The 26,298-nt window shown below is 61.0% G+C and carries 27 protein-coding genes and 1 pseudogene; 15 read left to right on the top strand and 13 right to left on the bottom strand.

Features of this window, described 5'->3' with window-relative positions; translation table 11 throughout:
- Positions 1–101 precede the first annotated feature (101 nt).
- The 4 genes from ACR0NJ_RS18605 (at position 102) to ACR0NJ_RS18590 (ending at position 3,077) form a co-directional block, all read left to right on the top strand.
- Positions 102–656, top strand: a complete 555-nt coding sequence (locus ACR0NJ_RS18605; RefSeq protein WP_480818589.1) for a helix-turn-helix domain-containing protein — start codon at positions 102–104, stop codon at positions 654–656.
- Positions 657–689: 33 nt separating this feature from the next.
- Positions 690–959, top strand: a complete 270-nt coding sequence (locus ACR0NJ_RS18600) for a CBU_0592 family membrane protein (protein ID WP_480818588.1) — start codon at positions 690–692, stop codon at positions 957–959.
- A gap of 79 nt (positions 960–1,038) precedes the next feature.
- Positions 1,039–1,893 carry a 3-mercaptopyruvate sulfurtransferase gene (gene sseA / locus ACR0NJ_RS18595; protein WP_480818587.1) on the top strand — a complete coding sequence of 285 codons (855 nt, stop codon included), beginning with the start codon at positions 1,039–1,041 and terminating at the stop codon, positions 1,891–1,893.
- The gene (locus tag ACR0NJ_RS18590) at positions 1,893–3,077 is read left to right on the top strand and encodes an amino acid aminotransferase (protein WP_480818586.1); all 1,185 of its coding nucleotides are present in this window, start codon (positions 1,893–1,895) and stop codon (positions 3,075–3,077) included. The genes sseA and ACR0NJ_RS18590 overlap by 1 nt, the downstream gene beginning before the upstream one ends.
- A gap of 72 nt (positions 3,078–3,149) precedes the next feature.
- Here the strand turns inward: ACR0NJ_RS18590 and ACR0NJ_RS18585 are convergent, their stop codons facing one another.
- Both ACR0NJ_RS18585 and ACR0NJ_RS18580 read right to left on the bottom strand, forming a co-directional pair.
- On the bottom strand, positions 3,150–4,475 hold the full coding sequence (locus ACR0NJ_RS18585; RefSeq protein ID WP_480818585.1) for an ammonium transporter: 1,326 nt from the start codon (positions 4,473–4,475) through the stop codon (positions 3,150–3,152).
- Between the two features lie 35 nt (positions 4,476–4,510).
- Entirely contained in the window at positions 4,511–4,849 is a 339-nt protein-coding gene (locus tag ACR0NJ_RS18580) for a P-II family nitrogen regulator (RefSeq protein WP_480656621.1), read from the bottom strand.
- A 260-nt stretch (positions 4,850–5,109) separates the two neighbouring features.
- Between ACR0NJ_RS18580 and ACR0NJ_RS18575 the strand changes: the two genes are divergently transcribed.
- Positions 5,110–7,293, top strand: coding sequence for a transglycosylase domain-containing protein (locus ACR0NJ_RS18575; protein WP_480818584.1), 2,184 nt, complete (start codon positions 5,110–5,112; stop codon positions 7,291–7,293).
- Positions 7,294–7,338: 45 nt separating this feature from the next.
- Here ACR0NJ_RS18575 and leuB read toward each other — a convergent pair whose 3' ends face one another.
- On the bottom strand, positions 7,339–8,442 hold the full coding sequence (leuB, locus tag ACR0NJ_RS18570) for a 3-isopropylmalate dehydrogenase (protein WP_480818583.1): 1,104 nt from the start codon (positions 8,440–8,442) through the stop codon (positions 7,339–7,341).
- A gap of 90 nt (positions 8,443–8,532) precedes the next feature.
- On the opposite strand from leuB, the gene ACR0NJ_RS18565 reads away from it, so the two are divergent.
- Entirely contained in the window at positions 8,533–9,060 is a 528-nt protein-coding gene (locus ACR0NJ_RS18565; RefSeq protein WP_480818582.1) for a redoxin domain-containing protein, read from the top strand.
- Between the two features lie 11 nt (positions 9,061–9,071).
- Here ACR0NJ_RS18565 and ACR0NJ_RS18560 read toward each other — a convergent pair whose 3' ends face one another.
- The 6 genes from ACR0NJ_RS18560 to ACR0NJ_RS18535 all read right to left on the bottom strand — a co-directional run bounded on the left by ACR0NJ_RS18560 (position 9,072) and on the right by ACR0NJ_RS18535 (position 14,035).
- The gene (locus ACR0NJ_RS18560; protein WP_480818581.1) at positions 9,072–10,103 is read right to left on the bottom strand and encodes an endonuclease/exonuclease/phosphatase family protein; all 1,032 of its coding nucleotides are present in this window, start codon (positions 10,101–10,103) and stop codon (positions 9,072–9,074) included.
- Positions 10,100–10,927 (bottom strand): hypothetical protein, encoded by an 828-nt coding sequence (locus ACR0NJ_RS18555; protein WP_480818580.1) that lies wholly within the window; start codon positions 10,925–10,927, stop codon positions 10,100–10,102. Before ACR0NJ_RS18555 ends, ACR0NJ_RS18560 begins: the two co-directional genes overlap by 4 nt.
- Positions 10,928–11,260: 333 nt before the next feature.
- Positions 11,261–11,866 (bottom strand): 3-isopropylmalate dehydratase small subunit, encoded by a 606-nt coding sequence (gene leuD / locus ACR0NJ_RS18550; RefSeq protein WP_480818579.1) that lies wholly within the window; start codon positions 11,864–11,866, stop codon positions 11,261–11,263.
- A gap of 42 nt (positions 11,867–11,908) precedes the next feature.
- Positions 11,909–12,454, bottom strand: coding sequence for an HdeD family acid-resistance protein (locus ACR0NJ_RS18545; RefSeq protein WP_480818578.1), 546 nt, complete (start codon positions 12,452–12,454; stop codon positions 11,909–11,911).
- Between the two features lie 38 nt (positions 12,455–12,492).
- Positions 12,493–13,896: a 3-isopropylmalate dehydratase large subunit gene (gene leuC / locus ACR0NJ_RS18540; protein ID WP_480818577.1), complete on the bottom strand. Its 1,404-nt coding sequence runs from the start codon at positions 13,894–13,896 to the stop codon at positions 12,493–12,495.
- A 43-nt stretch (positions 13,897–13,939) separates the two neighbouring features.
- On the bottom strand, positions 13,940–14,035 hold the full coding sequence (locus tag ACR0NJ_RS18535; RefSeq protein ID WP_224857982.1) for an isopropylmalate isomerase: 96 nt from the start codon (positions 14,033–14,035) through the stop codon (positions 13,940–13,942).
- Between the two features lie 242 nt (positions 14,036–14,277).
- On the opposite strand from ACR0NJ_RS18535, the gene rsfS reads away from it, so the two are divergent.
- The 3 genes from rsfS to ACR0NJ_RS18520 are packed head-to-tail and all read left to right on the top strand — an operon-like array spanning position 14,278 to position 15,644.
- The gene (rsfS, locus tag ACR0NJ_RS18530) at positions 14,278–14,640 is read left to right on the top strand and encodes a ribosome silencing factor (RefSeq protein ID WP_480818576.1); all 363 of its coding nucleotides are present in this window, start codon (positions 14,278–14,280) and stop codon (positions 14,638–14,640) included.
- A 44-nt stretch (positions 14,641–14,684) separates the two neighbouring features.
- Positions 14,685–15,155: a 23S rRNA (pseudouridine(1915)-N(3))-methyltransferase RlmH gene (gene rlmH, locus ACR0NJ_RS18525; protein ID WP_480818575.1), complete on the top strand. Its 471-nt coding sequence runs from the start codon at positions 14,685–14,687 to the stop codon at positions 15,153–15,155.
- Between the two features lie 3 nt (positions 15,156–15,158).
- Positions 15,159–15,644, top strand: coding sequence for a flavodoxin family protein (locus ACR0NJ_RS18520; RefSeq protein ID WP_480818574.1), 486 nt, complete (start codon positions 15,159–15,161; stop codon positions 15,642–15,644).
- Here the strand turns inward: ACR0NJ_RS18520 and ACR0NJ_RS18515 are convergent.
- Positions 15,641–15,988 carry a hypothetical protein gene (locus tag ACR0NJ_RS18515; protein ID WP_480818613.1) on the bottom strand — a complete coding sequence of 116 codons (348 nt, stop codon included), beginning with the start codon at positions 15,986–15,988 and terminating at the stop codon, positions 15,641–15,643. The two genes, ACR0NJ_RS18520 and ACR0NJ_RS18515, sit on opposite strands and share 4 nt — an antisense overlap.
- A 35-nt stretch (positions 15,989–16,023) precedes the next feature.
- A complete protein-coding gene (locus ACR0NJ_RS18510; protein ID WP_480818573.1) occupies positions 16,024–16,734 on the bottom strand; it encodes a DUF599 domain-containing protein in 711 nt (236 codons plus the stop codon).
- Between the two features lie 82 nt (positions 16,735–16,816).
- Between ACR0NJ_RS18510 and ACR0NJ_RS18505 the strand changes: the two genes are divergently transcribed.
- The 6 genes from ACR0NJ_RS18505 to ACR0NJ_RS18480 all read left to right on the top strand — a co-directional run bounded on the left by ACR0NJ_RS18505 (position 16,817) and on the right by ACR0NJ_RS18480 (position 23,084).
- Positions 16,817–18,265, top strand: a complete 1,449-nt coding sequence (locus ACR0NJ_RS18505; protein WP_480818612.1) for an FAD-linked oxidase C-terminal domain-containing protein — start codon at positions 16,817–16,819, stop codon at positions 18,263–18,265.
- A 67-nt stretch (positions 18,266–18,332) separates the two neighbouring features.
- Complete coding sequence (locus ACR0NJ_RS18500; protein ID WP_480818572.1) at positions 18,333–19,451, top strand: FAD-binding protein; 1,119 nt, start codon at positions 18,333–18,335, stop codon at positions 19,449–19,451.
- Between the two features lie 4 nt (positions 19,452–19,455).
- Positions 19,456–20,778 (top strand): glycolate oxidase subunit GlcF, encoded by a 1,323-nt coding sequence (glcF, locus tag ACR0NJ_RS18495; RefSeq protein ID WP_480818571.1) that lies wholly within the window; start codon positions 19,456–19,458, stop codon positions 20,776–20,778.
- 110 nt (positions 20,779–20,888) lie between these two features.
- Positions 20,889–21,680 carry a trypsin-like serine peptidase gene (locus ACR0NJ_RS18490; RefSeq protein ID WP_480818570.1) on the top strand — a complete coding sequence of 264 codons (792 nt, stop codon included), beginning with the start codon at positions 20,889–20,891 and terminating at the stop codon, positions 21,678–21,680.
- Entirely contained in the window at positions 21,677–22,492 is an 816-nt protein-coding gene (locus tag ACR0NJ_RS18485) for a trypsin-like serine peptidase (protein WP_480818569.1), read from the top strand. The genes ACR0NJ_RS18490 and ACR0NJ_RS18485 overlap by 4 nt, the downstream gene beginning before the upstream one ends.
- Before the next feature lie 124 nt (positions 22,493–22,616).
- Positions 22,617–23,084 (top strand): Hsp20 family protein, encoded by a 468-nt coding sequence (locus ACR0NJ_RS18480; RefSeq protein ID WP_480818568.1) that lies wholly within the window; start codon positions 22,617–22,619, stop codon positions 23,082–23,084.
- A 100-nt stretch (positions 23,085–23,184) separates the two neighbouring features.
- On the opposite strand, the gene ACR0NJ_RS18475 is transcribed toward ACR0NJ_RS18480, so the two are convergent.
- Together ACR0NJ_RS18475 and ACR0NJ_RS18470 are read right to left on the bottom strand one after the other, a co-directional pair.
- On the bottom strand, positions 23,185–23,832 hold the full coding sequence (locus ACR0NJ_RS18475) for a hypothetical protein (RefSeq protein ID WP_480818567.1): 648 nt from the start codon (positions 23,830–23,832) through the stop codon (positions 23,185–23,187).
- Positions 23,833–23,945: 113 nt separating this feature from the next.
- A pseudogene (locus ACR0NJ_RS18470) lies at positions 23,946–26,130 on the bottom strand (esterase-like activity of phytase family protein).
- Between the last annotated feature and the right edge of the window lie 168 nt (positions 26,131–26,298).

Raw genomic sequence — 26,298 nt, 5'->3', positions numbered from 1 at the left:
TGTTTCCCTAATGCTCCGTTTGCGGTATCCGGGGTTTGTGCGTTATAGCGCACGTATCACATGTGCGCTATAACGCACAAGAGGATTCGCGGGACGGGGACATGAGCTCGGACGATATTACACTGAAACTGCGCGACGTGCGGGCCGCGTCGGGGCTGAGCCTGTCGAAAGTGTCGGAACTGACCGGCGTCAGCAAAGCCATGCTGGGCCAAATCGAGCGCGGCGAATCCAGCCCCACCATTGCCACACTGTGGAAGATCGCCAAAGGGTTCCAACTGCCGCTCAGCGCGCTGATCGGCGCGGCGGCGATGCGGACCCCGGCAGATGCGGGGGTGTTCCAGTCCGTGACCTTTCCCGGCAGCTTGCAGGTGAAGATCGTTTTTCCTTTTGACCCCGCACTGGGGGCCGAGACCTTTCACGTGGAGCTTTCGCCGAACCAAAGCCACGACTCACCCGCGCATGAAACCGGCATGACCGAAGAGGTGTTCGTGCTGGACGGCACCCTGGACGTGCTGAGGGACGGGGAATGGGTTGCGTTGACCGCCGGTCAGGGGTTGCGGTTCGCGGCAGACCTGCCGCATGGATATCGCGCCGGGGCCGAGGGCGCACGGTTCCTCAACATGCATCACTATCGGCAACAGGCCGCAGCGGGCTAAAACCCTTCGCTTGGCATCGAAACAGGGACAGATATGGCGGACTTCATCGAAACACTGACGCTGGCGGATGCGGTGGGCTCCTTCGGTGCCTTGCTCGTGGTCGCGGCCTATTTTGCGACACAGATGCGGATGATGAACTCAGACGATCTGGCCTTTCCGGTCGTGAATTTGGTGGGGTCGGTTCTGATCGTCTATTCGCTGCTCGAGAATTTCAATCTCGCCTCAATGCTGATCGAAAGCTTCTGGATCGCGATCAGTCTGATCGGCATTGTCCAGTTTTTTCGGTTGCGCCGCGCCCGCTAGGCCCGTTGCGCCCATCCAGCCTTGAACCCGCATGCGCGCGCGTATAGGGAAAACCCAAGCGCGCTTTGGGGAGGCTTTGATGCAGGACGATCCGAAAACCCTCGTTTCTACCGAATGGCTTGCCGCCCATCTCAAGGACCCCGATCTGCGGGTTCTGGACGGGTCGTGGTATCTGCCCGCGCAGAACCGGGATGCGAAAGCTGAATACGACGCGGGCCATATTCCCGGCGCGCGGTTCTTCGATATTGACGAGATTTCCGATCACCGCTCGGACCTGCCGCATATGGCCCCTCCGGTCGAGAAATTCATGTCGCGTCTGCGGGCGATGGGCGTGGGTGACGGGCATCAGGTGGTGGTCTATGACGGCGCGGGCCTGTTCTCAGCCGCGCGGGTCTGGTGGCTGTTCCGCCTGATGGGTCAGGAAAACGTCGCCGTGCTGGATGGCGGTTTCCCCAAATGGCAGGCCGAAGGGCGCGAGGTCGAGGATCTGCCTCCGATGATCCGCGACCGCCACATGACCGTGCGCGTACAGAACCATCTGGTGCGCGATGTCACGCAGGTGTCGGCGGCATCGAAGCTGAACGATCATGAGATCATCGATGCCCGCTCGGCCACCCGCTTTGCCGGCGGCGAGCCCGAGCCGCGCGAAGGGCTGCGGGCGGGCCATATTCCGGGCGCGCGCAACGTGCCCTTTGGCAGTTTGCTGAACAAGAACGGCACGATGAAATCGCCCGAGGATTGCCGCGCCATCTTCGAGGCCGCCGGGGTGGACCTGTCGAAACCGGCGATCACATCCTGCGGATCGGGCGTGACCGCCGCCGTCCTCAGCCTTGCGCTGGAGCGCATGGGCAAGAAAGACCACTCGCTTTATGACGGCTCCTGGGCTGAATGGGGTGCCTTCCCGACCCTGCCCGTCGCAACCGGAGAGACCTGATGTTCGAGAACCTCAAACCGCAGCCCGCCGACAAGATTCTGGCGCTGATGCAGATGTACCGCGACGACCCGCGCGATCAGAAGATTGATCTGGGTGTTGGCGTCTACAAGAATGCCGAGGGCGTGACCCCGGTGATGCGCGCGGTGAAAGCCGCCGAAAAGCGCATTCTGGAAGAGCAGGAAAGCAAGGCCTATACCGGGCTGGCCGGTGATCCGGCCTATGCGGATGCGATGATCGGCCTGATCCTCGGTAACGTCGTGCCGCGCGGCAACATCGCTGCCGTGGCAACCCCCGGCGGCACCGGAGCCTGTCGGCAAGCGTTCGAGATGATCCGCATGGCCAATCCTGAGGCCCGTGTGTTCGTTTCGAACCCGACCTGGCCAAACCACCTGTCGATCCTGAGCTATCTGGGCATGGAAACAGTCCAATACCGCTATTTCGACAGCGAAACCCGTGGTGTCGATTTCGACGGCATGATCGCGGACCTGAAAACCGCCAAACCGGGCGATGTGGTTCTGCTGCATGGCTGCTGCCACAATCCGACCGGGGCCAACCTGAACATGGTCCAATGGCAGGAGGTCGTGAACATCATCAACGAGCTTGGCCTCGTTGCGATGATCGACATTGCCTATCAGGGCTTCGGTGACGGGCTGGAGGAAGACGCGCAGGCGACCCGTCTGGTGGCCTCATCCGTCAAGCGCTGCCTGATCGCGGCGTCGTGCTCTAAGAATTTCGGCGTTTACCGCGAACGGACCGGCCTGCTGATGGCGATCAGCGACGATGCAGCGCAAACGGCGCTGAATCAGGCCACGCTGGCCTTCCTGAACCGCCAGAACTATTCCTTCCCGCCCGATCACGGCGCGCGGGTTGTGACCACAATCCTGAACGATGACGCTCTGCGCGCCGACTGGGCGGCAGAACTGGAAGAGGTCCGCCTGTCCATGCTGGGCCTGCGCCAGAACCTGGCCGACGAATTGCAACGCCTGAGCGGGTCGGACCGCTTCGGTTTCATCGCCCAGCACCGCGGCATGTTCTCACGCCTTGGGGCCGCCCCGGAACTGGTCGAGCAACTGCGCAACGACCACGGCATCTACATGGTCGGCGATAGCCGCCTAAACATCGCCGGGCTGAACGCCAATACCGTGCCGATTCTGGCCAAGGCGATTGTTGACGTGGGCGTCTGACAACAAGCCAATTCCAAAAAAAAAGAAACCCGGGCGCAACCGCCCGGGTTTTTTGCTTTTATGGGCTTGGTCTTAGCCCTTGGAGAACTCAGGATACGCTTCCATACCCAGTTCGCCCATATCCAGACCGTTGATCTCTTCTTCCTCGCCAACCCGCAGGCCGACCGTGGCTTTGAGGATCGAGAAGAGGATGAAGCTGACCACGAAGACGAAGATGCCGATGGCTGCGAAGCCGATGATCTGGGTCACGAAGTTCGCGTCACCGTTGGTCCATGCCACGATGAAGGTGCCCCAGAAGCCAGCGATCAGGTGAACCGGGATCGCACCGACCACGTCGTCGATCTTCATCTTATCCAGCAGCGGCACGGTGTAGACCACGATCACGCCACCGATTGCACCGATGATCAGCGCCTGGAACAGCGAGGGGGCCAGCGGTTCAGCGGTGATCGAGACCAGACCGGCCAGCGCACCGTTCAGCACCATGGTCAGGTCGACCTTGCCATACATGACCTGCGTCAGGATCAGCGCGGCAACGGCACCGGCGGCGGCGGCCATGTTGGTGTTGGCGAAGATGCGGCTGATATCGGCCATGTCACCGATGGTGCCCATCGCCAGTTGCGAGCCGCCGTTGAAGCCGAACCAACCCAGCCACAGGATGAACGTCCCCAGAGTAGCAAGCGCCAGATTCGAACCGGGGATCGGGACAACCTTGCCGTCCTTGTTATACTTGCCGATCCGCGGGCCCAGCACGATGGCACCGGCCAGCGCTGCGAAACCGCCTGCGGCGTGGACCAGAGTCGAGCCTGCGAAATCGCTGAAGCCCATCTCGGACAGCCAGCCGCCGCCCCACTGCCAGGACGCCTCAATCGGGTAGATGACCCCGGTCAGGACGATCACGAAGATGAAGAAGGGCCACAGTTTGATACGCTCGGCCACGGTGCCCGAGACGATCGAGGCGGTGGTGGCGCAGAACATCAGCTGGAAGAAGAAATCCGACCCAACGCTGGCATAGGACAGGTCGGTTTCAACACCTTCCAGACCCACGGGCTCTAGCGAGGTGGGCGAGAACGCGCCCAGAATGCCGGTGATGGTCCAGCCGTCGCCCGGATACATCAGGTTGAAGCCCACCAGCCAGTACATGATGGCCGCAAAGGAAAACAGGCCCATGTTCTTGACCAGCTGCATGGCCACGTTCTTCGAGCGCACCAAACCGGCTTCGAGCATGGCAAAGCCTGCTGCCATCCAAAACACCAGAAAGCCGCCCATCAGGAACAGCAGCGAGGTTAGGATGTATTGCGTGTGCTGCGCGGTCTCGCCGCCAGCGGCCTCTTGCGCAAGGCCCATCTGCGGCAGCGCGACAATCGCGGCAGCAGGGATGAGAGATTTCATCAAGTTCATTTCAAGTCCTCGGATTGAGTGTGAGTTGCGGGCGCTTAAAGCGCTTCCTCGTTGGTTTCCCCGGTCCGCACGCGCAGCGCCTGCTCGACATCGAGGACGAAAATCTTGCCGTCGCCGATCTTGCCGGTCTTGGCGGTGTTGGTGATGGTTTCGACGATCTGGTCAGCCATTGTTGCAGGCACCACGATCTCAAGCTTGATCTTGGGCACGAAGTTCACCGCATATTCGGCACCGCGATAAATCTCGGTGTGACCGGATTGCGAGCCGAAGCCCTTGATTTCAGTTACCATCATGCCGCGAACGCCCGCATCGGTCAGTGCCTCGCGCACCTCCTCGAGCTTGAACGGCTTGATTGTCGCAATGATCAGTTTCACGTTAGTCCCCTCTGGTTCCCCGGTCGGGCCGGTTTACTTTGCACCTGCAGAAAAAAGCGCGATGTACCGCCTATGGGAACGGTTTCGGGGTTGAAATTCGGGGCTAAATGGCGCGATGTTGCACAATTTTTGCACAAATTGTGCATTGTGATTAAAAAGTGAGCAAAATATTATGAGGCAAATACTGGTATTTCAGACCTCAACACCGACGCGTCCCCACGGTATGGTGGCGCAAAAGCACAATCGGGCAGAGTTTGAGCATGACTGAGTCCAAGCGCCGCAAGCCGACACTGGTCGCGGATAAAAGATACCCGCCGAAGGGGCGCAAGCCTGCGGCGTCCAAACGTGCTGCGAACCCGGCGGGCAACAAATCCACCGCCCGCAAAAAAGCGACGCGCAAAACGCCACGCAAAAAGGCGCGCAGACGTTCGGGTGGAAATGGAGGCGGGATTTTCCGCCGTCTGTTCCGCTGGATCTGGCGGCTGATCTGGGGCGTGACCTGGCGCGTTGGTGCTGTGGCGGCGTTGCTGCTCGCGCTGGCGGTTGGCGTCGTCTACTCGACCCTGCCGGATGTCGATTCGCTGCTGGACGGGCGGGCGCGGGGCTCGGTCACTCTGCTGGATCGCGATGGCAAGGTCTTTGCCTGGCGCGGCGATCAGTTTGGCGGGGTGATCACGGCGGATACCGTCTCACCCCATCTGAAAAACGCGGTGGTCGCGACCGAGGACAAGCGGTTCTACCGCCATTTCGGTGTCAGCCCGCGCGGGGTTGCCAGCGCCGTGCGCATCAACCTGAGCGAAGGGCGCGGGCCACTGTCGGGCCATGGCGGGTCGACCATCACCCAGCAGACCGCCAAGCTGCTGTGTCTTGGTGTGCCCTACGTGCCCGAGGAGTGGGAATCCGAGGCCGCTTATGAGGCCGATTGCCGGCAGGGCTCGCTGTGGCGCAAGGCCAAGGAAGCGATCTATGCGATGGCCATGGAGGTCAAGTACTCCAAGGATGAAATTCTGACCATCTATCTGAACCGCGCCTATCTGGGATCAGGCACGCGCGGCTTCGAAGCGGCCAGCCAGCGTTATTTCGGCAAATCGGCGGCCGAGGTGTCCCCGTCCGAGGCGGCGATGATGGCCGGGCTTCTGGTGGCCCCAACGCGCTATGCGCCCACCAACAGCCTGCAACGCTCGCAGGATCGGGCGCGGCTGGTTGTCGGATTGATGGAGGATCAGGGTTATCTGACCTCGGCGCAGGCCAGCGAGGCGCGCAGCCGCCCGGCGGTGTTGTCCGAGGCTGCTGCGGCGCGCGCAGGCGGGTATTTCGCCGATTGGGTTATGGCCAGCGGGCCTGAGTTCTTCACCCGTAACACGACCGAGGACGTGGTGATCCGCACCACGCTGGATCAGCGTATCCAGCAATCGGCGGAAGAGGCGCTGCAATTCATCTTCCAGGAAAAGGTGCGCGAAGGGTCCAAGGCACAGGCCGCGATTGTGGTAATGTCAGCGGATGGTGCCGTGCGCGGGATGGTCGGCGGGCGCAAGACGCGCGTATCGGGCGCCTTCAACCGCGCCACGCAAGCGCTGCGGCAGACCGGGTCTTCGTTCAAACCCTTCGTCTATGCGACGGCGCTGGAGCTGGGGTATTCGCCGCTCGATATCGTGGTGGACGAACCCTATTGCATCAACATTCCGGGGTCTGGCCAGTGGTGCCCCAAGAATTACACCAACAAGTTCTACGGGCGGGTGACGCTGGCAGATGCGCTGAAAAACTCGCTGAACATTCCCGCCGTGAAAGTGGCTGAGATGTCGGGTCTGGACAACGTTCGCACGGTTGCCGCCGGATTCGGCATCGCCAGCGATCTGGCCGAAGGTCCCGCGCTGGCGCTGGGCGCATCCGAAAGCACACTGATCGAGATGACCGGGGCCTATGCCGGTATCCTGAACGGCGGCTCGGCGGTGGAACCCTATGGCCTGACCGAGTTGAAACTGCTGGGCGATGATGCGCCGCTTATGGTTACGACCACCGGTATCGGCGAGCGGGTCATCAACGACCCGGCGGCCCGGCAACTGACTTGGATGATGGAGCGTGTGGTGTCCGAAGGCACCGGCCAGCGTGCGAAACTGCCGGGCTGGCAAGTCGCGGGCAAAACCGGGACGACTCAGGCCGCGCGCGATGCGTGGTTCATCGGGTTTACGGCGGATTACGTGGCGGGCGTGTGGATGGGCTATGACGACAACACGCCGCTTTCGGGTGTGACCGGCGGCGGGCTTCCTGCGGAAATCTGGAAGGAAACCATGCTGCGCGTGACCGAAGGTATGACGCCGTCGCCCCTGCCGATGGTCGCCCCGGCCCCGCCGGTTCAGGTCGCGCAGCCCAAACGGCAGCAGCGCCGTCAGGGCGGGTTCGAGCGGGCGGTGAATCAACTGATCAAGGATATTTTCGGCAACTAAGGCCGGTCGGTCAGGCGGCGCAAAGTACGCCGCCTGATTTCCAACTCAGAGGCTTTCGTCCAGTGCCGCAATGATTGCGTCGCCCATCTCGGTGGTGGACACGGGCTGAACGCCTTCGTCGGCCAGCAGGTCGGCGGTACGGACACCATCGGCCAGTACCTTCTCGATCGCGGCTTCCAGACGGTCGGCTTCTTCGCCCTGATCAAAGCTGTAGCGCAGCGCCATGGCAAAGCTGAGGATACAGGCGATCGGGTTTGCCTTGCCCTGACCCGCGATATCGGGGGCCGAGCCGTGGACCGGTTCATACATCGCCTTGGGGCGGCCATTGGCCATCGGTGCGCCCAGCGACGCCGAGGGCAGCATGCCCAGCGATCCGGTCAGCATCGCCGCCGTATCCGACAGGATGTCGCCGAACAGGTTGTCGGTGACGATCACGTCGAACTGCTTGGGCGCACGCACCAGCTGCATCGCGCCGTTGTCGGCATACATGTGGGTCACTTCGACCTCGGGGTAATCCTGCGCCACACGGTCGACGACCTCGCGCCACAGGATGCCCGTTTCCATCACATTGGCCTTCTCCATCGAGCAGACCTTTTTGTTCCGACGCATTGCCAGTTCAAAGGCCGAGCGCGCGGCGCGTTCGATCTCGGATTCGGTGTAACGCTGGGTGTTGATGCCCACGCGTTCATTGCCTTCTTCGAAAATCCCGCGGGGCTCGCCAAAATAAACGCCCGAGGTCAGTTCGCGCACGATCATGATGTCCAGACCGGCCACGACGTCTTTCTTCAGCGAGGAAAAATCGGCCAGCGCGTCAAAGCACTGGGCCGGACGCAGGTTGGAATAGAGGTCCATTTCCTTGCGCAGGCGCAGCAGGCCGCGTTCGGGCTTAACGCTGAAATCCAGATCGTCGTATTTCGGGCCGCCCACGGCCCCCAGCAGCACGGCATCGGCTGCATGCGCTTTTTCCATTGTCTCATCCGACAGCGGCTTGCCATGCGCGTCATAAGCCGCGCCGCCGACAAGATCCTCGCTCACGTCAAAGTGAAGACCGCGATTGGTGCCGAACCAATCGATGATTTTGCGCACTTCGGTCATGACTTCGGGGCCAATTCCGTCTCCGGGCAGGATGAGGAGCGAGGGGTTGGACATGAACGGTCTCCTTGCGTTTCGTCGCAAAGGCCCTAGCGTCTGAGCCGCATCGGGTCAATGAGACGAACCCGCCAAATCACGAGGAAACACATGTTGATACCCGGAAACCCCGTCCCCGCGCTGAAAATCGAAACCGTGGCGCATGGTGAGTTCGATCTGGACCGCGATGCGGGCGAAAAAGGAACGCTGGTGATTCAGTATCGCGGGTTGCATTGCCCGATCTGCGTCAAACAGATGACCGAGGTCGATGCCGCGCTGGACGATTTCGCTGAACTGGGGGTTGAGGTCATCATGATCACCACCGACACCGGCCCGCGCGCGGCAGAGACCGCCGAAAAGGCCGGTGCGTCACGCGTGCGGATCGGCCACAGCCTGCCGCTGTCTGACGCGCGCGAGGATTGGGGCCTGAATATCTCAACCGCGCGCGAGGGCAGCGCCGAGCCTGATTTCTTCGCTGAGCCCGGACATTTCTACATCGCGCCGGATCGGACTCTGTACTACGCGTGGCAGCAGACCACCCCGTTCGGGCGTCCGGCAACGTCGGATATCGTTGGTGGTCTGAAATTCACGCTTGGCAATAACTACCCTGCGCGGGGAACCTATACCGGGGCGCTGTGATTCATTCAGCGTTACTCGCCGATCTGAATATCGACCCAAACCAGCCGATGACGGCTGGCGCGTTCCGCGCTTGGGCGGTGTTCGGACTCTGTGTCCGGCCAGAACACGCCCGACCCGACAACCGGCACATTCGTCGAGGGCAGGACGTAATCGACGCGCATCTCTCCGACCGCTTTCCAGTGAACGGTCGCCCCTGACCCCGCCGCGTCTGTCGGTTTGGGGTCCTGCAGGCGCGTGTCGGATAACAGGGCGCGGATGGCGGTTTTTTGCCCTTCGCCGTGCTGCGGGTCCAGATTGGCGTCTCCGGCGATCACGAAGGGGCTGGCCGGGGCCGGACCCAGCCTGCCGTCCAGCAGCAGCGACCAGAACCGGATTTCATCCCGGTTTCGCAGCCCGTTGCGGTCCTCGGGCCCGTCAAAGACCGGCGGGGCGGCGTGAAAGGTCATCAGGTCCAGACGCCCGCCCGGGGTCCGGATCGGCACGATCCAATGGGCGGTCGAGGACAGGCGTTGGTGGGCCTGCGCTTCTGCCGAGGGAAAGGGCGCGCCGTCCTGCGTTGGCAAGGTCGCTCCGGGCAGGTCCCGCCAGAGCCGCGCGCTATGGTCCTGAACCTCGGGTCTCAGAACCTCATGGCGGGACAGGACGGCCAGCCCCCCCTGACCGGTGAACTGCCCCCAGCCCTGCGCATCGCCCGGACCGTGGGTGCGCCCGTCGCCGTCCAGATCGAGGGTGGTTTCAAGCCCAGAGTTGGGTTGTGCAGTGTAGCTGTAAGGATAATCCAGTCCCGCGTCGCGCAGCCTGTCGGACAGGGCCGTAACTGCCAGCCCCTCAAAGTCCCAGTCGATGCCTTGTAGCGCGACGATGTCGGGCCGCACCTCGGCCAGCACATCGACCACGGCTTGAACTTGCGCATCGCCGCGCTGGATATCGCGCAGCAGCAGGCCTGGGCCTTTGCGGCTGAGTTCCGTGTTGAATGTGGCAACGCGCAACACGTCGGCCTGCGCTGCAAAGGGAAGCAGCAGCAGGACAAGGGCGCGGATCATGCGGTCTGAGTGGACTCGGTGGTCGAGTAGGCCCGGCGTTTTTCAACGATCAGGTTGGCAATGCGCAGGGTCGCCATGCCGCGCATGATCATGCTGGCGGGCAGGAAGGCCCAGGCGCTCATGGCCCAGATCAGGGTCTGCGGGTTGTTGAGCGAGATCGGAACAAAATGAGCCAGCAGTTTGGTGACTGCCGGGATCAAAAACGGGATCAGGATGCCGATGCAGATATTCAGCCGCCCGTCCCGCTGCAGCCGCGCGACCACATCGCCGCCCTTGGTCGGGTCGAACAGAGGCAGGTTGGTCCAGACGTTGAACGCGCCGTTTCCGGTGGGCCAGCCGCGCAGTTTCACCGCATAGGCAAAGGTGGCGATTGTCACCAAGGCCGCAACATAGGCGACGCTGGCGGAAATCCGGACCAATTCAACCAGTGGCTGGCTTGCATCCGCAGGCAGCATCAGCACGATCAGGCGGATCGGCGAATAAGGGAAATCGGCCAGATTGGCGACGCCGAGCCCCATTGCATAGAACATCGAGGTTAGTTGTGTCGGCTCGTACACGTTTTTGCAGATCAGCGTCAGACAGGTGACCATGGTCATCAGGCCGACAAAGCGCAGGCGGTTGACCGGCGGCGCGTCGCGGAATTCGATGAAACTGGGGAAGGCAGAGTTGTATTCGGCAAAGGTCAGGATAAACGCAAAGATCGCGAGGAAGACCACGATCTCGGTCCCGTTCGTCGATGTTACCGGCAGGTACAACGCAGGGGTCAGCACCATCAGTGCAACCAGTATTCCGCGTATCGCCGCCCCAGTTGTGCGCGCAATCACTATCCGAACCCTTTTCAAACCGGAGCGGTCGATTCTGCGCCGACTCGCTTCCAACCTGTGCCCGCCGCGTCTTTTCGTGTGACGGTTGCCTCTCGTTAACGTCAAGATGAACGATAAGCGGCATTTCGCTCAAGCCAGGGTGCAGAAAACACGGGAATTCGGGCAAAATGAGGGCGCAACTGGTGCGAGATTGCATCATTTTGGACGCAAATTCGACGTGTATCTCAAATTGATACCAAGATGTTGTGGTTTTCCAAAAATCAACCCCAAGAATGCGAACGGGGCCGCCAAGGCGACCCCGTTAGGTTGAGTATCCACAGATTCGGTTGAGAATCACACCCAGGGACGGGCTTGACTTGCGCGATCTTCGAACTTGTCGATGTGATGGTCTTTTTCCATCGTCAGCCCGATATCGTCCAGACCGTTCAGCAAGCAGTGTTTGCGATGGGGGTCGATATCGAATTCGATCACCACTCCATCAGAAGTTGTAATCTGCTGATCTTCCAGATGCACGGTCATGCGGGCGTTTTCGCCCTTATGCGCGTCTTCCATCAGGATCACATGATGCTCTTCCTCGACCACGATGGGTAGGATGCCGTTCTTGAAGCAGTTGTTGAAGAAGATGTCGGCGAAGCTGGTCGAGATCACCACCTTGATGCCGAAATCCTTGATCGCCCAGGGCGCATGTTCTCGCGACGAGCCGCAGCCGAAATTGTCGCCCGCCACCAGAATCTCGGTGTTGCGATAGGCGGGTTTGTTCAGAACGAACTCTTCGTTTTCCTGGCCGTCATCGTGGTAACGCATCTCGTCAAACAGCACGACGCCAAGGCCGGACCGTTTGATGGTCTTCAAGTGAACTTTGGGGATGATCATATCGGTGTCGATATTGATCAGCGGCATCGGGGCGGCCACCCCGTGGACTTTTTCGAACTTTTCCATCTCTACACTCCTGCAGGAGAGGGCCGCGCCCATGCCCTGCGTTTAAGCTTCTTTGGTTTCGTCTTTGGGTGCGTTCTTGACGAAGAACGCCATGAAAATCAGGCCGAACCCGTTGAACAGCATCTCGATGCCCAGCAGGATGCCCAGAAGGCTCAGCAAGGCTGCCGGTTCTGCTGCCGCGTAAGACCAGATGATACCGGCCAGCACGATCGACAGGATGCCCGAGATCAGCGTGGGCCAGAAGAACTGCGTGCCTTTCATCTGGAACGACAGGATGACCCGCGCGATGCCGCCTGCCATGAACAGGATCAGCATCACAGTCGCCAGCGTCAGCGTGCCCTGCAGCGGATGGCCCAGAAAGGACCAGCCCAGAAACAGCATGACCGCACCCATGATGAGCGACAGGATCTTGTTGCCGGTGCCTTCAACCGTGAAGCCGCCGACGACCTGCAGCACGCCTGAAATCAGCAGCAGCACGCCGGTCACAACGGTCACGGCTACGGATGCCACCACCGGTGCACCCAGCACGAATACGCCGAATGCTATGGACAGAAGTCCCAGCAGCAGCCATTTGACCCAATCACTCATGTTTGTCTCTCCATCAAATATCTAGATATGAGAGCTTCTTACATCAGTTCACGAACGTCCGTAAGACGTCCTGTGAGTGCCGCCGCGGCTGCCATGGCGGGGCTCAGCAAATGAGTGCGCCCGCCGCGCCCCTGACGCCCTTCGAAGTTGCGGTTCGAGGTCGCGGCACAGCGCTCGCCCGGTTGCAATTGATCGGGGTTCATCGCCAGACACATTGAGCACCCGGCCAGACGCCATTCGAACCCGGCCTCTTTGAAGATGTCGGCCAGACCTTCTTCCTCGGCCTGCGCCCGAACAAGACCCGAGCCCGGAACGACCATGGCGCGCATCCCGTCCTTGATCTTCTTGCCTTTCAGGATTTCCGCCGCAGCGCGTAGGTCTTCGATCCGGCCATTGGTGCAGGACCCGATAAAGACGGTATCAACCTCGACATCGCTCAGCTTTTGGCCAGCTTCCAGACCCATATACTCGATAGACCGACGGGCCGCGTCGACCTTGCCACCTTCGAAGTCCTCGGGGTGCGGCACAGTGGCGGTGATCGGCAGAACGTCCTCGGGGCTGGTGCCCCATGTCACAACCGGCGCGATGTCTTCGCCGCGCAGGGTCACGACCTTGTCGAAATGCGCGCCTTCGTCAGTGTAGAGCGTTTTCCACCAGTCCATCGCGGCCTCCCATTGCGCGCCTTTCGGGGCGTGCGGGCGACCTTTGACATATTCGAACGTGGTCTCATCCGGGGCGATCAGACCGGCGCGGGCGCCGCCTTCGATGGCCATGTTGCAGACGGTCATGCGGCCTTCCATCGTGAGGTCCCGGATCGCTTCGCCGCAATATTCGATGACATAGCCGGTGCCGCCAGCGGTTCCGGTCTCTCCGATCACGGCCAGAGTGATATCTTTGGCGGTCACGCCCGGCTGCAATTTGCCTGTGATCTCGACCTTCATGTTCTTGGATTTCTTCTGGATCAGTGTCTGCGTGGCCAGAACGTGTTCAACCTCAGACGTACCTATCCCATGGGCCAACGCACCGAACGCGCCATGGGTGGCGGTGTGGCTGTCGCCGCAGACCACGGTCATGCCGGGCAGGGTCCAGCCTTGCTCGGGGCCGACGATGTGGACGATGCCCTGACGCACGTCATGCACCGGGTAGTAGTGAATGCCGAAATCCTTGGCGTTCTTGTCCAGTGCCTCGACCTGAATGCGCGATTCAGGGTTTTCGATCCCGTTCGCGCGGTCCGGCGTGGTGGGCACGTTATGATCCGGCACCGCGATGGTCTTTTCCGGCGCGCGCACGTTTCGCCCTGCCATGCGCAGGCCCTCGAAGGCTTGCGGGCTGGTGACTTCGTGCACCAGATGGCGGTCGATATAAAGCAGGCAGGTGCCATCATCGGCTTCATGCGCGACATGGGCGTCCCAGATCTTGTCATAGAGTGTTTTGGGGGACATTGGTCCTCTCCCGTGTGTAATGAGAAATAGCTGGCGAGTTGGCTCAGGCGACGGGTAGACGCGCCAGGACCGTGCGGGCGGCACCAAAGAACCGTTCGCGCAAACGCGCGCGGTCTTCCAGATTCTGTTCTTGGGCCACATTGAGTCTCATGCCGGTTCAGATATAGACACTGGCCGAATCTATCAAGGTCCCGCGCGCGCCCGCAGATGCCATCAGGGCACATTCGTGCGAGCGCTCTGCGCGCGTTCATTGAAATGTCATGGGGCGCTTGTTACCTTGTAAGTGTCCCAGCGTCGGGGATTTGACGGCGCGCAGCAAAGGAGGACTATGTCCTGTCTCTACACACACAGGCGGGTTTGCCCGCCGATGACGGGGCCAAAATGATGGCCCACTCTCAGTCAATCAGCTACAAGCTGCTTGAACGTATCCTTTCCTCACTTTCCGATGACAAGGCCGAAGACGTTGTGCAGATCAACCTGCAGGGCAAGTCTTCTGTTGCGGATCACATGGTAATTGCCTCGGGTCGGTCGACCCGTCAGGTCTCGGCCATGGCGGAAAAGCTGACGGATCGCATCAAGCAGGAGTTTGGTTTCACCTCGAAGGTCGAAGGCAAGGATGCCGGCGACTGGGTGCTGATCGATACGGGCGACGTGATCGTCCATATCTTCCGCCCCGAAGTGCGTGAATTCTATCAGCTGGAAAAGATGTGGCTGCCTCAGGGCGGCAGCGCCTCGGCGAACTGAGGCGCCATCCCGGCCCGTATTGAAGGGCCGGAGGCGAGAGAGACATGCGTATAAGCATCGTTGCGGTCGGGCGATTGCGTGCCGGACCGGAGAAATCCCTGCTTGACGACTACCTTAACCGTTTCGACCGGACCGGCCGTGGCCTAGGCCTTGGTCCTGCGCGGGTGATCGAGGTTGAGGACAAGAAAAACGCAGGTATGGGGGCCGAGGCCGCCTTGCTGCGCAAGGCGCTGCCCAAAGGCGCGGTGATCTGCACTTTGGACGAACGCGGGCGGGTGATGTCGTCGCCGGATTTTGCGCAGAAATTGGGTGGCTGGCGCGACGCCGGGCGACAGGATCTTGCGCTGATCATCGGTGGAGCGGATGGAATAGACCCCAGCTTGCGGGCTGAGGCCGATTTTTCGATCTCGTTTGGCTCGATGGTCTGGCCCCATATGCTGGTCCGTGTGATGTTGACCGAGCAACTCTACCGGGCCGCAACCATCCTGTCGGGCGGCCCTTACCACCGGGTCTGAGACATGGCGCAGCTTCTGATCGTATACCATTCGCGCACCGGCGGGGCCCGGCAGATGGCCGAGGCTGCAGCCGAGGCTGCGCGGGGTGAGGCTGATGCGATCCTGAAAGTCGCGGATCAGGCTGGCCCCGATGATTTGCTGGCCGCCGATGGCTATATCTTCTGCGCGCCCGAGAATCTGGCGGCGATGTCTGGTCAGATGAAAGAGTTCTTCGACCGCAGCTACTATCCCGTGCTGGGCCGGATCGAGGGCCGCCCTTACGCGCAAATGATCTGCGCCGGGTCCGACGGTGAAAACGCCGCCCGTCAGATCGCCCGCATCGCAACAGGCTGGCGGCTGAAAGAGGTGCAGCCGCCGCTGATCCTGTGCACCCATGCGCAAACGCCCGAGGCTGTTCTGGCCGAAAAGACCATTCCGCAGGATGAACTGGACCAATGCCGCGAGATCGGCGCGGCGCTGGGCGCGGGTCTGACGTTGGGCGTGTTCTAGTTCAAATCAACCACGAAGGTCTCTTTAGCCCAGCCATCCACATTGGTGCGGGCCTGCACCTGTACCTGAGACGTGCCCGCTGGGATCGCGACACCACTGAGGGATCGGGTGAAGGGCTGTTCATTCTCATGCGGGTGATGCAGCACGCGCATCCCCAGCTCGGTCCCCTCCATATCCAACACGCGCCAACCGTCGGCATAATCATCCCAACCGGTTTCCGGGTGCGAGACGGTCACGTCGAATCGCCACGTATCGCCGCTTTGCCGCGCGGTGACGTTTTCGATCACCGGATCATCGGCAAGGGCGGGGCTGGCCAGAAGGGCGGCAAGAATCACATATCGCATGGCGTGAATATACGCAGGGTTGCGGGGCGGCTCGATCACGTCTCTGTGTCCGGCGGCAGGGTCGTCAATACGCCCAGCGAATGCGAGGCGAACTCGCGCCTATAGAGCACGCCCAGCGTCAGCACCGACCCGATCATCAGGGCCAACGGCCCCAGAATCCACGCCACCGAAGCCAGCGCGAAATAGGTGGCCCGCAAGGCCCGGTTAAAGCTGCGCGAGGCGGTGACGCAAATCTCGGCGGCCTGCGCGGCGCGGGGATAGGCGCGCGGGTCGGTTTCATCGTTCGGCACGGCCGCCATCAGCACCGAGCAATAGCCAAACAGGCGGTGGGCCCAGACATATTTCAGAAAGGCGTTGGACAGAAACAGCAGCATGATCAGGATCTTGATCTCCCACACCAGCGCCGGCGCGCTGCCGATGGCAAGGTCCTTGGCAACCCCGGCCAGACGCTCGGTATTGCCCAGAAACGCCAGCGCGCCACCAATGCCGATCATCGTGGTCGAGGCAAAAAACGTGCTGCCCTGTCGCATGTTGCCGATCACATGGGCGTCGAACATGCGCGGCTGCCGGGTCACCATTTCGCGCATCCAGTTGCGGCGGAAATCGTCCATGATCATCGAGACCGATGGGTTCCCGGCGGGCGCGTTCTCGATCCGCCAGCCGATCAACTGCCATGCCCCCACCAGCACAGCGATGGCCACGTAGTCGAGCGGAGAAAACAGCAATGCACGGTCGATCCAGGTCATGGGCCGGACAGTAGGGTCCACGTTGGCAACTTGCCAGATCGAAAAATTGGTAATATTATTTTACCAAATTGGAGGATTGATGATGGAAATGCCCCGGCCAAACCCTGCGGTGCTGTCCAAAAAGCTCAGCGTTCTGGCGCGCCTGCAACAGGTTCTGCCAGAGGATGCGGTTATCCATGATCCGGCGGAAACCCGCGCCTATGAATGTGATGCTCTAACAGCCTATCGCTGCCCGCCGATGCTGGCGGTGCTGCCTTCGACTACGCAAGAGGTCTCGAACGTTTTGCGGATCTGCCATGACGAGGGCGTGCCGGTGGTGCCGCGCGGCTCGGGGACCTCGTTGGCGGGCGGGGCGCTGCCGACGGCGGATTGCGTCATTCTAGGCGTCGCGCGCATGAATGAGGTGCTGGAAACCGACTATGACAACCGCTTTATCCGCGTTCAGACCGGCCGCACCAATCTGAGCGTGACCAGCGCGGTAGAGGAAGAGGGTTTCTTTTACGCACCCGACCCGTCCTCGCAACTGGCTTGTGCCATTGCGGGCAATATCGCGATGAACTCGGGCGGCGCGCATTGCCTGAAATATGGGGTGACGACCAACAATCTGCTGGGTGTCACAATGGTCCTGATGGATGGCAGCGTGGTCGAAATTGGCGGCGCGCATCTGGATGCGAGCGGGCTGGATTTGCTTGGTGTAATCTGCGGGTCCGAAGGGCAGTTGGGCGTCGTGACCGAGGCCACCCTGCGTATCCTTCGCAAGCCCGAAGGCGCAAGGCCCGTTCTGATGGGGTTCGATGACAACGAAGTGGCGGGGCAATGTGTGTCGGACATCATCAAGTCCGGCATCCTGCCTGTGGCGATCGAATTCATGGATACGCTCTGCATCAGGGCCTGCGAAAACTTCGCGCATGCGGGTTACCCGGACTGCCATGCTTTGCTGATTGTCGAGGTCGAGGGCTCTGAGGCTGAGATCGACGATCAATTGTCCAAGATCATCGAGATTGCCAAACGCCATAACCCGGTCGAGCTGCGCGAAAGCCAGTCCGCCGAGGAAAGCGCGAAAATCTGGCTGGGGCGGAAATCGGCCTTTGGCGCGATGGGGCAGATGAACGACTATATGTGTCTGGACGGGACGATCCCTGTGTCCTCGCTGCCTGAAGTGCTGCGCCGGATCGGCGAGTTGAGCGCCGAATATGGCCTGCCGGTGGGCAATGTGTTCCACGCGGGTGACGGCAACATGCACCCGCTGATCCTGTTTGATGCCAACAAGCCCGGCGATCTGGAGAAATGCGAGGCGTTCGGGGCGGATATCCTGCGACTCTGCGTCGATGTGGGTGGGTGCCTGACCGGAGAGCATGGGGTGGGTATCGAAAAGCGGGATTTGATGTCGCATCAATACTCCTCCGCCGATCTTGAGGCGCAGATGGCGGTGAAGGATGTGTTTGACCCCAAATGGCTGCTGAACCCGGCCAAGGTGTTTCCGCTGGATGTGTCCGAATCCCGGCGCGCGGCTCGGGTGGCTGCCCCATGAGGGGCCAGCCCCTCTTGGCCCTGCGGGCCAATTCACCCCGCCGTATTTTCAAACAAGAAGAAGCGATATGAGACCTGAGACTGAGGCCGAACTTGCCGAGATCGTGGCCGGGCTTACAGAGCCCGTGCGTATTGTGGGTGGGGGAACGCGGGGCGTGACCGGGTCGGGCGCGCCGCTTGAGACGTCCGGGCTGAGCGGCATAACCCTGTATGAGCCCGGCGCGCTGACTTTGGTGGCGCAGGCGGGTACTCCGGTTTCTGAGATTGAGACTGCGCTGGCCGCAGAAGGTCAGCAGCTTGCTTTTGAGCCTGCGGACTATCGGGCGCTGCTGGGCACGTCCGGCGAGCCGACCATTGGCGGGGTTGTGGCGGCCAATATCTCGGGCCCGCGGCGCATTCAGGCCGGGGCATGCAGGGACTTTCTGCTGGGTGTGCGCTTTGTCGATGGGCGCGGGCAGGTGATCAAGAACGGGGGCCGGGTGATGAAGAACGTCACCGGGTACGATCTGGTCAAGCTGATGGCCGGGTCGTGGGGTACGTTGGGGGTGCTTTCGGAGGTTTCGCTGAAAGTGTTGCCCAGGCCTGAGTCAGTGGCGACGCTGGTCTGGCACGGATGGGGATGGACAGCGAGTTCAAAGCTATTTTGTGATGCGCTGGGATCGCCATTTGAAGTTAGTGCGGCAGCGCGATTACCTGAGCACGCCGGTGGGTATTCTATGTCCGCTCTGCGGGTCGAAGGGTTTGAGGAATCGGTGAAATATCGGGTCAAAAAGTTGCTTGAGTTATTCACGGATATGAAGCCGGACAAAATTGTCGCCGATCCGGTTGAGAATGTGGCGATTTGGGAGGCGGTGCGCGATATCAGGCCGTTTGCGGACAAGCCGGGCAACGTGTGGAAAACCTCAATTAAGCCTACGGATATGATCAGCGTCGCAACCGGCCGGAATTCGAACAGAGTTGTCGACTGGGGTGGCGGCCTTGTCTGGACACTGGCCCCTGAAGCCGAAGACCTGAGGGTTGCATTGGATGGGTTTCAGGGACACTCGACACTGGTACGTGCTGCACCGGAGAAGATGCAGAAACTGGGTCGATTTCAGCCGGAAGACGCCAAGGTGGCCTCCCTGACACAGGCCGTAAGGCAAAAGTTCGATCCGCGCGGGCTCTTCAACCCGGGTCTGATGAGGTAGGGCGATGCAGACGACATTCACCGAAAAGCAGCTTCAGGACCCGGCGATCAAGCGCTCGAATGACATCCTGCGTAGCTGCGTGCATTGCGGGTTCTGCACCGCGACCTGTCCGACCTATCAGGTTCTGGGGGATGAACTCGACAGTCCTCGGGGCCGTATCTATCTGATCAAGGACATGCTGGAAAACGAGCGTGTTCCGGATGAAAAGACCGTCAAACATATCGACCGCTGCCTGTCTTGTCTGGCCTGCATGACCACCTGCCCCTCGGGCGTGCATTACATGCATCTGGTCGATCATGCGCGGGAGTATATCGAAAACACCTATAAGCGCCCGTTTTCGGACCGGGCGCTGCGGTGGGTTCTGGCGCAGATTCTGCCCTATCCGATGCGGTTCCGCTGGGCCTTGATCGGGGCCAAGCTGGGCCGTCCGGTCCGGTTTCTGATGCCCGATGCGCGATTGAAAGCGATGCTGGAGATGGCGCCGAAACATATCCCTCCGGTCAGTCGCAATGACGATCCGCAGAGTTTTGCGTCTGCGATCCCCCGCAAGAAACGCGTGGCGCTGATGACGGGTTGTGCGCAAAAGGCGCTCAATACCGACATCAACGACGCCACCATTCGCCTTCTGACCCGTTTGGGGTGCGAGGTTGTCGTGGCCGAAGGGGCGGGATGCTGTGGTGCGCTGACCCATCACATGGGCAAAAGTCGAGACAGCCATGTCGCAGCGGCGGCCAATATCCGGGCCTGGACGCGCGAGATGGATGGCGAGGGGCTGGACGCCATTGTCATCAACACCTCGGGTTGCGGCACCACCGTCAAGGATTACGGGCATATGTTCCGCAACGACGCGCTGGCAGATGATGCCGCGCGGGTGTCCGCCATTGCCATGGATATCAGCGAAGTGCTGATGCAACTGGACATGCCGGAACAGACGGATCAGGGCCTGACTGTCGCCTACCACGCCGCCTGTTCCTTGCAGCATGGCCAGCAGATCAAGACCTATCCCAAGGACTTGTTGAAGCACGCCGGATTCAAAGTGATTGAACCCGCCGACAGCCATCTCTGCTGTGGCAGTGCTGGGACCTATAACCTGATGCAACCCGAGATTTCGGGGAAGCTGAAACAGCGCAAGGTCAAAACGCTTGAGGCGAAACAGCCCGACCTGATCGCGGCAGGCAATATCGGGTGCATCATGCAGATTGGGTCAGCCACGGAAATCCCGATCCTGCACACGGTTGAATTGCTGGATTGGGCGACCGGCGGCCCCGAACCGCGCGCGTTATGGTCGGGGGGCGGGCTCGACCCGCAGGTTCCGATCTTGCGCTGATGCGGGCGCGCATCAGGTGGGGCTAAAACTCAGCCTTGTGGCCCTCGCCCTATTTTTGCCGCAGGCGGCGCATAAGGCTGGTGTCTCGGATTAAACACCGGAGAAACCGCGTGCGCCACTGGATCTTGGCTATCGCGCTGAGCGTGCTGCCTCTGGCGGCCGCAGCGCAGGATACCAGGCTGGAAAGCCTTGACACCACCGATTCCGGTCGTGACTGGATGGCGGTCGGGCGGCTGGATATCGAGGGCAACGCGTTTTGCACCGGCACTCTGGTCTCGCCCACGCTGGTGCTGACCGCAGCCCATTGCCTGTTCAACAGGGCGACCGGCAAGCCTGTGGATCCGGCGGAAATCGAATTTCTGGCGGGCTGGCGTCTGGGCCGGGCCCTTGCTTATCGAACCGCGCGGCGGGCAGTCATTCACCCGGATTACCGGTTCAGCGCCACCGCGACCCCGGACCGGGTCAGCAGTGATGTGGCCCTGATCGAGCTGTGGCAGCCGATCCGCAACACATCCGTTGTGCCGTTCGAGACCGGAGATCAGCCGACTCGGGGCGAGGATGTGGGCGTCGTCTCATACGCCCATGACCGAGCCGAGGCCCCGTCGCTGCAGCAGGTCTGCTCGGTCATGAACCGCTATCCGGGCGTTCTGGTGATGTCCTGCAATGTTGATTTCGGCTCATCCGGTGCACCGGTGTTTTCCTTTGAAGGATCGCGCCCCCGGATCGTTTCCGTCGTGTCGGCCAAGGCCAGCCTGGACGGGCAGAACGTGGCGATAGGAACGGTGGCCGACAACTCGCTGCAACTGTTGCAGGCCGAGCTTGATGCAGGGCGTGGGTTCGGTGCGTCGTCAGGGGGACAGGGGGCAGGTAAAAACGTAGGTGCGAGGTTTATTCGGCCATGACGAAATTTTTCCTTGGCCTGTTTCTGGGCCTGTCTATCGCCTCAACTGCCGTTCATGCGCAGGCCGAAAAGCGCAAGCTGACCGACCGAGAGGATCTGTATGGGTGGGAAGCCATCGGGCGTCTGGATGTGGGCAACCGGTCCTTCTGCACCGGCACCCTGATCGCGCAGGATATCGTTCTGACCGCCGCCCATTGCGCTGTCGACACAAGAACGGGGAAAGCGTACCTGCCCGGCGAGGTCACCTTTCGCGCCGGGCTGAGCAACGGCACAGCACTGGCCGAGCGCAAGGTCGTCCAGATTGCAGCGCATCCGAAATACGGCGCCAACGATCCGCTGTCGCCCGCAAGCATCCGCGTCGATGTGGCCCTGATGCGGCTGGAAGAGCCGATCCCCTATTCGATCGCCGACCCCTTTGCCCTGCACAGCGGCCGGGTCTCGGGGTCCGAGATCAGCCTTGCCTCATACGGGCGCGGGCGGTCCGAGGCCATCACGCGCGAACGCTCCTGCCGGATTCTGAACCGGCGGCTGGGCCTGATCATTTTCGACTGCGATATCACCTTTGGCTCGTCCGGATCGGCCATTCTCGCGAGAAACGGCTCGCGCTGGCAGATCCTGTCGGTGGTGTCGGCTGTTGCGGTGCACGAGGGGGTAAAGGTCGGATTCGGAATGGAATTGTCCAACGTCGTGTCCGAACTGAAAGCCATTCTGCGCCGTGACGCCCCCCAGCCCAAGGCCGCGATCCGCCGGTTGCAGGTAGGGACGGGCAAGTCCAGCTCGGGCGCGAAATTCATCGGTGCTGGCGGGTCTTGAACTAGGCCAAATCGCTTCCCATGTCAGGTTTACCGGATCGCCACGAACGGGGTCCGGTCTTGATCACCGCCCGTCCATTCGGAGGGCACATATCGTAAATCGCTCAAGCATGAGGATACGACACATGCGTACTTTTGACTTTGCACCGCTGCACCGCGCCACCATTGGGTTCGACCAGATCGCTGACATGATGGATCGCGTTCTGACCAACGACGTGGCCCAGCCCAGCTACCCGCCCTACAACATCGAAAAAACCGACGCCGATGCTTATCGCATCTCGGTCGCCGTCGCCGGATTTTCCGAGGCCGATCTGTCGGTCGAGGTGAAGGAAAACGCCCTGATCGTCGCCGGTAAAAAAGCCGCCGAGGACAAGGACCGCTCCTACCTGCACCGCGGCATCGCCACCCGCGCGTTCGAGCGCCGTTTTGCCCTGGCCGACCACGTCCGCGTCAGCGGTGCCAGCCATGAAAACGGCATGCTGAACATCGACCTGAAGCGCGAGGTGCCCGAGGCCCTGAAGCCGCGCCGGATCGAGATTTCCTCGGCCAATGCCATCGAAAAGGACGTGGTTGACGCCAAAGCCGTGAACTGAGGCCTTTGACCAACAAGCGACAATCCTCTCCTCCCTGGATTGTCGCACCAAACGCCCCGCGTACCTCCAGACGCGGGGCGTTGTTTTGTCTGGATCGACGCTATGAAACGTCAGAGGTATTGGCCCCCTCCCGAGCGTAGCCTCTGATGGTCTCAAGCAGCTTTTCAGCTTCGGAAATGTACTCAAATACCAGAGGAGCAGCGATGCTTCCCCACAAAAGGGGTTGCCCCGGATGGCCCAGTCCAAGCCCAAAGGGTTGCACTTGGGTATTGGATAACAACATGCCGACCTGAAGAGTTGGATAGGGGCGGCTTTGGATAATTTCGTAGGGGTATGTGGCAAGATGGGGGCTGGAAATGACATAAAGCCGATCACCCAACCGCCAGTTCCATCCGCGACGACAAATAATGCAACGTTTGTCGGTCACGAGGTAAGCCAGATGACTCAAAACATGCTGTCTTATTGTGGCGATGCCCAAAGAAAATGCCAGAAAGACAATCGTAAAGGCAGCGAAGGCAGTGATCGCATCCACGCGGTCAACTCCGTCGCCAAATTGGATAAGAGGGACACTGCACCACATGGCCAATGCGCCAAGCAGCAATCCAATATGCATTGTTCGCTCAGCACCTACAGGTTGAAAGAACGCTTGCCCGTATTCAGGTTGCCCCGTCCAGATCACGCGTTCGTCCGGGCCAAGAATAGAACTCAGGCCCGGGTTTTTGAAGACTTCGATCTGGATGTCGTGCATTGGATGCTCTAATAAAATCGGCTCTCAATGTCTTCATGTTGCAGGTCAATTTCAACCAAAAAAGCACGCCCCGCTCGTTTCGGAACGGGGCGTGCCTTTAAACCATAAGTGGATCAGTTCCCAGCCGTCACTGACCCGATCGACCAGAACATCGTCTCGCCCGAGGCGTCGTCGACGCCGTCATTGTCGGTCATCACAAACGCCTCGCCCGAGGGCAGGATGGCCAGACCTTCGATCTTGTCCAGAACGTAGCCTCCGGTTCGGGTCAGGTCGGGCAGCAGGTCGTGGACCTCTTGCTTGCTGACCACGGGCAGCGGGCCGCCCAGCGGGGCCGGGGTCATCTCGGACAGGGGGATGCGGTAGACCTTTTTGGTCACGGCGCGGTGGTCGTGCTGGTTGTCGCGTTCGATGACATAAACATGATCGCCGAAGGCCACGATTTCGGACAGGCCGACCCAGCCTTTGTCCGGGTCTGCTTTAGGATAGTGCACGGCGCCCCATTCCTTGCTTTCAAGGTTATAGGCGACCAGTTTCACGTGGTTTTCCGGGTCGTCCTTCCATTCGCGCTGAACGGCCATCCACAGGGTGTCGCCGACCTTGGTGATGCCTTCGAAGCCAAAGCGCTTTTCGACCGCCATCAGTTCCGGCGGCAGGCCGATCTCGCCTTTGCGGTCCTTGATCAGACCATCCGCTGACACGTGGTAGATCGCGTGCGGGATCACACGGTCGGTGCGGCCTTCCGAGGCGACGTAGAAGCCGCCCTTGCCGTCCAGCGTGATGCCCTCAAGGTCTAGCTTCTGCGCCGGGTTGCCGTCCTGACGGTGGATGCGGATTACGTCAACAATGCGGGCGGGTTGCTGGCTGGGGTCGATCTTGAAGATCGAGGGCTGGAAGCTGTAAAAGCTGTCATTGACCGCATAGATCATGCCGTCCTCATCGGCGACCAGACCGGACAAAGCACCCCAACCGATCAGCTCATCCGCGCCTGCTGAGGTCAGATGCGGGTAAGCGGCGGGGGCGTCCTGATATTCAAAGATCGAGACATGCGCGCGCGGGCCGCCATCTTCGATCAGGTCCTTTTCGTTGGCCGAGATCAGCAGATTACGCTCAGGGATCGCAACATAACCTTCCGGGCCGACGCCCGAGGGCAGCAGTTGCTTTAGCACCGGGTTGGCTGGATCAGTGGAGTCGTAGACACCCACGACCGAGGCGCGCTCGGCCCCTACAAAGATCATCGGCGTGCCGCCGAAGGTGGCTGCGGTCACGCTTTCGGGCTCAACCCCTTTGCTGTCCGAGCGTTTGTCGGGGTAGTGGCCGATCTGGATGATGGCTTTTTCAAATTCGGTGCCGTTCTCGTAGACAACGGTTCCGTCCTTGTGGAAGATCGTCCAGCCGCGCGAGCCGCCTTCGTAATCGCCTTCGTTGGCGGTGGCGAAGTGGTCGTCGTCGATCCATTTCACCGCGTCCGGCTCGCGCAGGCGACCCGGCTGGCTTTCGGTGAAGATCAGCGCGCCGCGCTCATCGGTGGCGTCGATGCCTTCGAGGTCCACGCTGCCTGCCGAGAAATGGCTGATCACGGTGCCGTCCTTACCCACAACCGCGATGTGGTTGTTTTCTTGCAGAGTAACGACAGTCTCACCCAGAGCGTTGATGTCCACGAATTCCGGCTCTGGATCGGTCGGGGCAACCTCGGCCAGACCGGTCAGCGAGGCCATTGTCATGCCCGAGCAATCCAGCGCGCCATCCTTCAGCGGCACCAGCGCCAGTGACCCGTCGGGCAGTTGCGGGATGATGCCGTCGTTCAGGTCTTCGTCACGCTCATTCTCGATCGCCACGGCGACAAAGCTGCCATCGGGGGCGATGGCGACGCTGTCGGGCTGACCACCCAGGTCACAGGCTCCGGTTTCGGCCTTGCCCGCGATATCGACCGAGATCAGCTTGCGCCGAAGGCGCGGTGTAGCTTTCCGAGGTGTTCACGCCGACAAAAGCCGTCGCGCCGACGATTCCAACCGAGGTCGGCTCGCCTCCCACCTCCATCGCACCCAAAGGCGCAGGGTTCGCGGGGTCGGTGATGTCGACCATGCCAATCACGCCCAGCGGGCTGTCGGTATAGACCAGCGTCATGCCATCCGCGGTCGCCGCAATGATCTCGGGCGAGGTCTCGCGGCTGGTATCCGCCCCCTCGGCCATGTTTTTCACGACGGGGAAAGACGCAATTCGGTTGAAATTCATCTCTGCCACAGCCTGACCGGCGGTCAGGGCAAGGGCAGATGTCAGCCAGACATGGCGCAATGACATCGGGTTCATCCTCTCCTACTTGGACGCAAGTGGGATGAACCGGCTTTGTTGCGGGACTGTGACGGTTTTGATTCAGTTTGGTGACAAACCGCGCCGGGCGTTGCCGTGAAACCGCGCCTGTCCGAAACCACTCGCCGCGCGGTTGTTGCCGCTATCTTTTACCGGGTG

The organism is Ruegeria sp. F11 (genome assembly GCF_056533855.1).
Note: the sequence above shows the minus strand (reverse complement) of the source record. Positions and strands in the feature narration are given on the sequence as shown.